The following is an 8,276-nucleotide window of genomic DNA, read 5'->3' as shown; positions in this document are numbered from 1 at the left end:
GTTGGACTTGGTGGAATAACCGACGGTGGTCTGGAGCGCCTGGTTGGCGATCGACTTGGCGCTGTCGACGAGCTTCTGCAGCGAGGTGATGCCGGTGTTGGCAGCCTGCAGCACCTGCACGCCGTTGCCGATGTTGTCGAGCAGGTTGTTGATGTCGCTGGCGCGGTTGTCGAGCGACTGGGCGGTGAAGAAGTTGGTCGGATTGTCCAGGGCCGAGTTCACGCTCTTGCCCGTCGACAGACGGTTCTGCGTGGTGGCGAGAAGATCAGCGGTGGACTGGAGGGAGAGCAGGTTCTGACGAACCGATGCGGAAAGAACGATACCGGACATTGGGTGTTACCTTTCTGGTAAACGACGCTACTGTTACGCGTCCTGGGATCTTGATTGACCCAGCGACCGGCGGACGGTGGCCCCGAGAATCTAACGAAGCATGAAATGAAACCGGCGCTTTCGCTGAGTCGCGGCGTGATTCGGGCAATCGAAGCCGCAGCGCCGGAGCGCCGGAAGTCAAATTCATCCCTGAAATAACTAGACATTTCCGCGCCGACCGCCCGGATTCACAACTCGTTAACTAATGTTGAGGGAGTATTGCGCCCTGATCCGCCACAACACGCGCTTGAGTTACGAAAGCGTTGATGGAGAACAGGCAATGGCCCTCAAGGTCGAGCTCAGGCCGCACGAACGCATCATTGTCGGCAATTGCGTCATCACCAACACCGACCAGCGCGCCCGCCTTCTGATCGACGGCGAGAACGTGCCGATCTTGCGCGAGCGTGACATCCTCACGCCCGAGACCGCGGATACGCCCGCCAAGCTCGTCTACCTGGCGGTCCAGCTGATGTACATCTCGCCGGATCCGCAGACCCAGCACGGCACCTATTTCAACCTGGTGCGTGACATCGTCACCGCCGTGCCCAGCTCCTGGCCGATCATCGAAGCCATCAACAACAACATCCTGAACGGCGACCTCTACCGGGCGCTCAAGGATGCCCGCAAGCTGATCGCTTATGAAGAGAAGCTGCGCGACCAGTACAACGCCGCACATCCCGAGGGCGACGTCAGCACGGCTGCCTGACCGGCGCTCCCATCCGAACGACAACGGCCCCGGATCATCTCCGGGGCCGTTGACGTTTCAGCCGATGACGATCACTGCGTCGCGAGGGGCGGCGCCTCGACCTCGATCAGACCGCCGGTCCGGAGCGCACCGAACTTGATCACGGCGGACACAAGCGCGTCGATATCGGCCTCTGCGGTGCGGTGATTGACGATCGCAGCGCGGATCGCGAACCTGCCGTCCAGCGTCGTGCCCGACGGCGCGGCGATGCCGGATTCCTGGACATCGGCAACGATCTCGCGATTGACCGCGTCGCCGGCGCGATAACGGAAGCACACGATGTTGAGATTGACGGGCGCGAGCAGCTCGAGCCTGGGATCGGCGAGCACACGCGTCTCCAGATATTTTGCGAGTGCGCAGCTTCGTGCGATCACCGCCCCCAGCCGGTCGGTGCCGAACGTCTTCAGCGTGAACCAGGTCTTCAGCGCGCGGAATCCGCGCGACAGATCGGGGCCGAGATCGCAGGGCCAGACGGTGCCGGCCGCGAGCCCCCTCGCCTCGCGGCTCAGATAGGCCGCCGGCTGCGCAAAGGCCTGCCGATGCCGCTCGCCGTCGCGCACCAGCAGGAAGCCGGCGTCGTAGGGCACCTGCCCCCATTTGTGGAAGTCGAGCGCGATCGAGTCGGCGAGCTCGATGCCCCCGAGCGACGGCGCGAGCTCAGGCGAGAAGATCGCGAGCGCACCGAAAGCGCCGTCGACGTGAAACCAGATCCCCTCCTCGCGGCACAGCTCAGTGATCGCCTCGAGATCGTCGATCGCGCCGATATCGACGGTCCCGGCAGATGCGGTGACCAGGAACGGCTTGAAGCCGACCTCGCGATCGACTGCGATCTGCGTGCGCAACGCCGCGACGTCGATGCGATGATCCGCATCGACATCGATCTTGCGCAGCGCGTCGGTGCCGAAGCCGGCGATGTCCATCGCACGGGAGATGCAGCCATGCGCAGCCTTCGATGCATAGGCCGTGAGCAGCGCACCGTCATTGCCGATGCCGTGCTGCCGCGCCAGTGCGCCGAGCGCGTTCGTGCGCGCCACCAGCACCGCCATCAGATTGGCCATCGAGGTGCCGGTGACGAAGATGCCGCTCGCGCCTTGCGGAAAGCCGAACAGGCCGCGCATCCACGCGACGATCTGGCGTTCGACCTCGATCGGCATGTGATCGCGTCCGCCGAGATTGGCATTGAGGCCGGCCGCGAGCATCTCCGCCATCATGCCGACAGCGGTGCCGCCGCCATGCACCCAGCCCATGAAGCCGGGATGAACGTTGCCGGTCGCATAAGGCGCGACATGCTCGGAGAACTCGCGATAGACTTCGTTGAGATCAGTTGCCGCGCGCGGCACGTCGGTTCTAACAGCCGCGCGAACCTCCTCGGGGATCGGCTGCCAGACCGGGCGCGCACGAACATTGGCGATGCCGTCGATCGCCTCGTCCAGCATGCGATGGGCGAGCGTGCGAAACTCGCTCCAGTCCTGCGGATCGAGCGATCCGCTCGCGACGCCGGCCTGCGTGTTGCGGATGACCTCATTCATGCAGCACTCCCGAGGCCCGCCGCTTCAGCCGCCTTGGCGTGCCGCGACAGCATCGCGGTGAACGCGGCGAAGATCTTGCGCATCTGCGGCGGCTTGTATGGAAACACGACCGGCGAATCCATGTTGTGCACGACTGCAGTGTTGTCGGCTTCGAACACCAGCAGCTCGCCGTTCTGGTTCTCGGCGCAATCGACGATGAAATAGTCGAGCCCGACGCGCCGGCTCATTTCGTCGAGCGCGTCCCTGTGGCGCGCGGCGAAGGCTTGATCGAAGTCTTGCATGAAGATGGCTTCTTCGGCGCGCTTGTCTTCGCTGAACGCCATGTAGGCGTTGAGATACCAGATGTCCCAGCGATCGGCGATCGCCATGTGGCAGGCATAGGGCTTGCCGTCGACCATGGCGAGGCGGATCTTGCGATAGAGGCCGTCGAGGCTCGCGTAATCGACGAAACGCGCCACGAAGAAGTCCTGCTCCTGCCGTTCGGCAAGATAGGCTGCGAGCGCCGCCGCATCGTCGATCTTCGCAAGCCCGACGCCGGCATGCGTGCCGCGCGGCCGTACGATCATCGGAAAGTGCAGTTCGCCCGTGATTTCCGCGCAAGCAATCCGGCCTCCCGCGAGAGCTGTCATCTGTGCACGCGTCGCGTGGGCGGTCACGGGAATGTCGAGACCGGGGATATCGGCGAGCAGACGGAACAACTTGTCGCGATCGAGATTGCCGATCAACTCGGGGCGATTGAGCAGCGGCCGCGGCCAATTTGGTGCGGCCCTTTCGATCAGCGCAAGCGCTTCGCGGCATTCCTCGGAATCGGACGCGACCACGATGGCGACGTCGTGCTCGGGCAGCGTCTCCGGCAGGCCCGTTCCCTTGGTCACATAGAGCGTCAGCAGCTCGATGTCGGAACCTTCGAGCAGGAATTCGATCGGCGTGTTGCCGCCCATGTCGATATCGGCGGCAAGCGCGAGCACGCGCAATCCCGGCTTCGGCGCAGCAGTCGGCGTACGAAACAGCTGGTGGAAGGAGAGCACCTCGGACTGGATCACCAGGCCCGCCTCCTTCTCGCCCATCAGCTGGGCGATCAGCGACAGGTCCAGGCCTTCTCCCGCCTGCGCCGTCCCCTCCGCAATTCGCGCCAGGAGCTGGTCGCGCAGCGGGTGCAGATCGACACCCTCGAAGGCCTGGCGCGTCAAATGCGCAAAGCCGATGCGGTCGGCATAGTCAGGCGCGGCAAGCGGATGCAACATCTCACACCTCGAATACGGACTACGCCGGTGCAGCGGCGGTACGGTCAAGCAGCAGCTCGATCTTCACCAGAACCTGGGCGATGCGGTCGAGGATGTGCTGCACGTTGCCTTGCGCTTGGGCGCCGTCGGCCGACCAGGCGTCAGTGACGAGCCGCGCGCCGATAGACAGCCGCAGCGCGGCCTGCGGCGCGCCGTCCGGTTGCTCCAGCCGGACCGGCTGGCCGACGAGACAGCGTCGCGCGGCAACCTGCCGGTCCGCTGCGCTGCCGCCGACGTCATCGCTCATGTCTTGCGCGAGCGCGCGATGGACGGTGCTGGTATCGGCGATCGACACCGCCTTTCCGTTGCGCAGCAGCGTGAATGGAAAGATCGTGCGCTGGACGAATTCCTCATTGTCCGCATCGGCGGAGTAGCAGGTCGCCGGTATGGCGCGCAGCGATGGCGACAGCGCGATCATGCTGTCGATGCCGGTTGCGAGCTCGGTGATCACCTTGGCGCGGAACGCGACGGGTACGGCATAGTAGCTGCCGATCTCGGCCAGCGCCGCTTCCCAGCGCAGCCATTGACCGAAATTCGGACGGCGTTCGAAGCGCGAGCGCAGCGCCCTCCAGGCCATCGGCCAGTCGCTGCGGCCGGCGTAGTCGAAGAAATCGGGCGCGATTCCTTCGATCCGGTCGAGCGCCCGCGATATGCCTTTCGGCACCAGCAGCGCGCCGCTGAAGGCCGGACCGCCGAAGAACTTCGAGCCGGTCGTCAGCACCATGTAACCGCGATCGAGATAGGAGCGCAGACGCGGGCGGCCGAGCCGCGCCTGGCAGGCATCGACGACGACCTGAACCTTGCGCGGCCAGCGCCGCGCGATCTCATCGAGACAGGCGGCACTCGGCGCGCGCCAGCCGAGCTTTGACGAATCCATGATCTGCAACAGAACGCGCCGGCCCTGCGCGAGGCTGTCCTCGATGGCCCGCATCACCGCCGCATCCGCGTCAGTGCGCATTGCAAGGCCGGAGGCAGCGTCCAGCAGCGGCACCGCAATGCTCTCGCCGGCAAGACCTGCGATCGCCGCGTCCTTGCGCACCGCAAAGCCGCTCGCCGTCATCGTGCTGAAATGGTGCCCGCGCGCGGTGTGAACCGTGCCGCTGCCGGCCTCGTCGGCCCCGACCACGATCGTCACCGGCTGAGCGCCGAGCACGGCGTGGGCCAGAAACAGGGCATGGAGCTGGGAGTCCGTGCCCGATGGCGAGAACACGACATCGACGCGCGGCGGGAGCTGGAAGTGTCCGCGCAGCTCGTCGCGCATGTCCTCGCAGCGCCGGTCGAAGGCGATCTCGACCTCGTCGAACAGCGATTTGTGCACCAGCTCCTCGCGCGCCAGTGCAGCACGGTCATAGGCGCCTTGCGAGATCGTCGATGCCGTCGACGAGGCGAAATTCCAGATCTCGGGCTCGGGCGACGGCGCACAGCCATAGGCGTTGACGCGCTCTTTCGGGCCGAGCGCCAGCCGTCCATCTCCGCCGGAGATGAGCAGCGTATCCAACGGCGTGAAGAGATCGCGCAGGCGATAGCGCGAGCCGCCCTCGGAGGCGCGCTCAATGTCTGACAGACGGGATGCGCCGATGCTCATCCCGGCGGGCTCACGCTGCGTCGGCCGCAGCCACGGGGGCCGGCGCGAATTGCGAGGCGATATCGCCGTGGAACACCGAGGGGCCGACATGGTCGAGCGAGCTCTGGATATCGGCCCAGATCTCGCCGCCGATATCGGTCCAGCGCTTGCAGAAGGCGAAGTCTTCGGAGAGATAGGTCCCGGTCGCCGGATCGATCATGCACTCGAACAGCGCGAACCGGTTCTGGCTCGCGGCCAGCGTGTCGTGCGAATGCTCACGGAAGAATTGCAGACTGGCGTAGTCCGGATGGCGGCACATCGCCTCCAGCGCCTGGCGGCGGATCATCAGGAAGCCGGTGCCGGCATAGCGCACGCGGGTGAAGCCGTTGACCACAACGATGCGATCAGGGTCCTCGATCTCGAGCACGTAGTCGAGCGAGGCCGCTGTCACGTCGGTTCGGCCGGCCTGGATCGCCCGCCTCGCCTTGTCCCAGTTGACCCGCTTGATCGGATAGCAGCCGGCGACGACGTCGGCACCGCATTCGATCAGGCGGAACACCTGCTCCGGCTTGAAGCCGATGTCGGCGTCGATGAACAGGAAGTGCGTCGCGTCGGGGTCATCCAGGAACATCGCGACCAGATTGGCCCGCGCCCGCGTGATCAGCGCATCGCCGTCCCGCAAAAGCACCTTGAGCCCGAGATTGGACATGCCGTGCACGGCGCGCTGGAGCGCGAAGATCGAGCTCGCGTAGATGCTCGACACCTGCCCGCCGAAGCAGGGCGTCGCCACCACCAGTTGCATCTTGTCCGACATTGACGGCTCCGCGTGCCCCAAATCCTCACCAAGAGGTAAAGAGGCATGGTTAACGGCGCCTTAATGCGCCCTTACAGGAACTTGACCAGCGAGAGCTGCGCCAGGCTCGCGGTCGTCTGGTACGACGCCTGGAGCGCGTTCTGGAGCGACAGGATCTCGCTCGCGACCTGGTCGGGCGAGGCCGACTCCGCCTGGTCGACGATGGTCTGGAGCTGCGCCTTGGCCTGGGTCTGGCGCGTGGTCGCGTCCTTCATCGTGTTCTGGGCCATCGCGATGTCGGTCTGGATGTCCTCGACCTTCTGCTGCCCGGCCTGCGGCGTCAGCGCCTGCGTAGTGCGCAGGCTCAATGCCGCGACCTGCGCGCCCGAATATTGTCCGGTCGGCGAGGTCGAGAACGTGCCGTACACGGCGATCGCCTGCAACTGCTTGCGGATCGCGTCCTCGTCGGCCTGCGCGCCATATTGCACCGTGACGGAATCGTCCACCCGCGCCACTGCGGTCGAGCGCGCCGAGCCCGGCCCGTCATTGCCGGTGTACCATTTCACCGTCGTGGCCGTGCCGTTCACCAGCGTCGTCGCCGAGCTCGCCGGCGACGAGCCGACCCGCAGCGGCGGCTGCGTCGCGGTGATCGGCGACGTGCCGAAACCGAGCGCGCCGAGCGCGGCGGTCGCGCCGGCGGTCGAGCCGGAGATGCTCAAGGTTGCCGCATCGTCGGTGTTAACAGTGATCGAGCCGCCATGGATGGTCGAGGGCCGCGAGGTGCCCGTGATGGCGTCGATCTTGCTCATCAGGGTCTGGATGCTGTCGGTGACGTTGAGCTGGTTGCCGGTCGCGCCGGAGGCGACGAAGCTCAGCGTGGTGCCGTTGACGGTGATGCTGTCGCCGGCGGAGAAGCCCGGCGAGATCGAATCCGAAGGCGCCGTGCCCGACAGCGCGGTGGCGCCGCTGATCGGGGCCGCAGGCGTCGCCTGGTTGGTCTTGGCGGCGCCGATCGCCGAGCTGTCGGTGTTGAAGAAATTGTCGCCGGCAGCAACGGCCGACGCCGCCACCAGCGAAGTGTTGGCCAGCTTCGTGATGGCCGTGTTCAGCGCGGCGTTGAGGTTGCTCGCCGTGTTGTTCGGATTGACCGGCGTGCTTGCATCGATCGCAAAGCTGCCGACCGGTGTCGGCGTCGCGCTCGACGCGGTCAGGTCGATCTGCTCGGTCGAACCGTCCGGCAGCGTGAACTGCACGCTGAGCTTGTCGCCATTGTTCGGGTTGACGCCGTTGAGATCGACCGAGAACGACACCGGCGAGCCGCTGGGTCCTGTGACCGTCGCGCCCGTCAGCGTCGAGGACACCGAGGCGATCTTCAGGCCGAACGGCGATCCTGCGACATCCTCGGACACCTGCACCGAACTCGCCGTCGGCTGCGACTGCACCAGCCGCCCCATGCCGTTGGCACCGAGATCGGCAGCCTGGCGTTCCGCCATGACGGTCTTCAGGCCGGCCTGCGTCGTCGTCCCGTTGATGATGTCGCCGGCATTGGCGACCGATTGGGTGTTGTAGGCGGTGCCGGAGAACAGATAGCGGTTGCCAGACTGCGTGTTGAGCACGCCGACCATCGAGCCGAACTGCGCGGCGGCGGTGTTCTGCGCGACCGTCTGGCCGTTGACGTTGAGATCCTGCGAGCTCGTGGCCGAGCCCGTCTGCACCGTGTTGCGGATCGTCGTCAGCGACTGCAGCGCCGTGTTGGCGAGGTTGATGTTGACGTTGACGTTGGTGATCGTGTCGGTATAGGCGGCGATGTTCGAAAGCTGCGCGCGCGAGGCGATCGCGAAGCCCTCGTTGGTCCCCATGCCGGAATAGTTCTGCGACAGCTTGCCGGTCGAGAGCTGCGTCGACAGGTCGGTGAGCTGCTGGTTGATGTTACGGACCTGCGCACCGAGAACCGACGAGCCGTAATTGATGCTGCTGATCGACATGTTTCAGA

The 8,276-nt window shown here is 65.5% G+C and carries 6 protein-coding genes and 1 pseudogene; 1 reads left to right on the top strand and 6 read right to left on the bottom strand.

Features of this window, described 5'->3' with window-relative positions; genetic code table 11:
• Nucleotides 1-330 (bottom strand): annotated as a pseudogene (locus QY049_RS11355) (flagellin); the annotation flags it as partial.
• A gap of 319 nt (nt 331-649) precedes the next feature.
• Here QY049_RS11355 and flbT point away from each other — a divergent pair.
• On the top strand, nt 650-1,075 hold the full coding sequence (gene flbT, locus QY049_RS11350; protein ID WP_194481788.1) for a flagellar biosynthesis repressor FlbT: 426 nt from the start codon (nt 650-652) through the stop codon (nt 1,073-1,075).
• A gap of 71 nt (nt 1,076-1,146) precedes the next feature.
• Here flbT and QY049_RS11345 read toward each other — a convergent pair whose 3' ends face one another.
• The 5 genes from QY049_RS11345 to QY049_RS11325 all read right to left on the bottom strand — a co-directional run bounded on the left by QY049_RS11345 (nt 1,147) and on the right by QY049_RS11325 (nt 8,268).
• Complete coding sequence (locus QY049_RS11345) at nt 1,147-2,643, bottom strand: aspartate aminotransferase family protein (RefSeq protein WP_194481787.1); 1,497 nt, start codon at nt 2,641-2,643, stop codon at nt 1,147-1,149.
• On the bottom strand, nt 2,640-3,887 hold the full coding sequence (locus tag QY049_RS11340) for a RimK family alpha-L-glutamate ligase (protein WP_194481786.1): 1,248 nt from the start codon (nt 3,885-3,887) through the stop codon (nt 2,640-2,642). The genes QY049_RS11345 and QY049_RS11340 overlap by 4 nt, the downstream gene beginning before the upstream one ends.
• A 19-nt stretch (nt 3,888-3,906) precedes the next feature.
• Nucleotides 3,907-5,511: a hypothetical protein gene (locus QY049_RS11335; RefSeq protein WP_194481785.1), complete on the bottom strand. Its 1,605-nt coding sequence runs from the start codon at nt 5,509-5,511 to the stop codon at nt 3,907-3,909.
• 10 nt (nt 5,512-5,521) lie between these two features.
• Nucleotides 5,522-6,304: a hypothetical protein gene (locus tag QY049_RS11330; RefSeq protein ID WP_194481784.1), complete on the bottom strand. Its 783-nt coding sequence runs from the start codon at nt 6,302-6,304 to the stop codon at nt 5,522-5,524.
• A 71-nt stretch (nt 6,305-6,375) separates the two neighbouring features.
• Nucleotides 6,376-8,268 (bottom strand): flagellar protein, encoded by a 1,893-nt coding sequence (locus tag QY049_RS11325; protein WP_194481783.1) that lies wholly within the window; start codon nt 8,266-8,268, stop codon nt 6,376-6,378.
• Nucleotides 8,269-8,276 lie beyond the last annotated feature (8 nt).

The sequence above is a fragment of the Bradyrhizobium sp. WYCCWR 13022 genome (genome assembly GCF_030435535.1).
GTDB lineage: Bacteria > Pseudomonadota > Alphaproteobacteria > Rhizobiales > Xanthobacteraceae > Bradyrhizobium.
The sequence above is the reverse complement of the archived record's forward strand: the minus strand, read 5'-3'. Positions and strand labels throughout refer to the sequence as shown.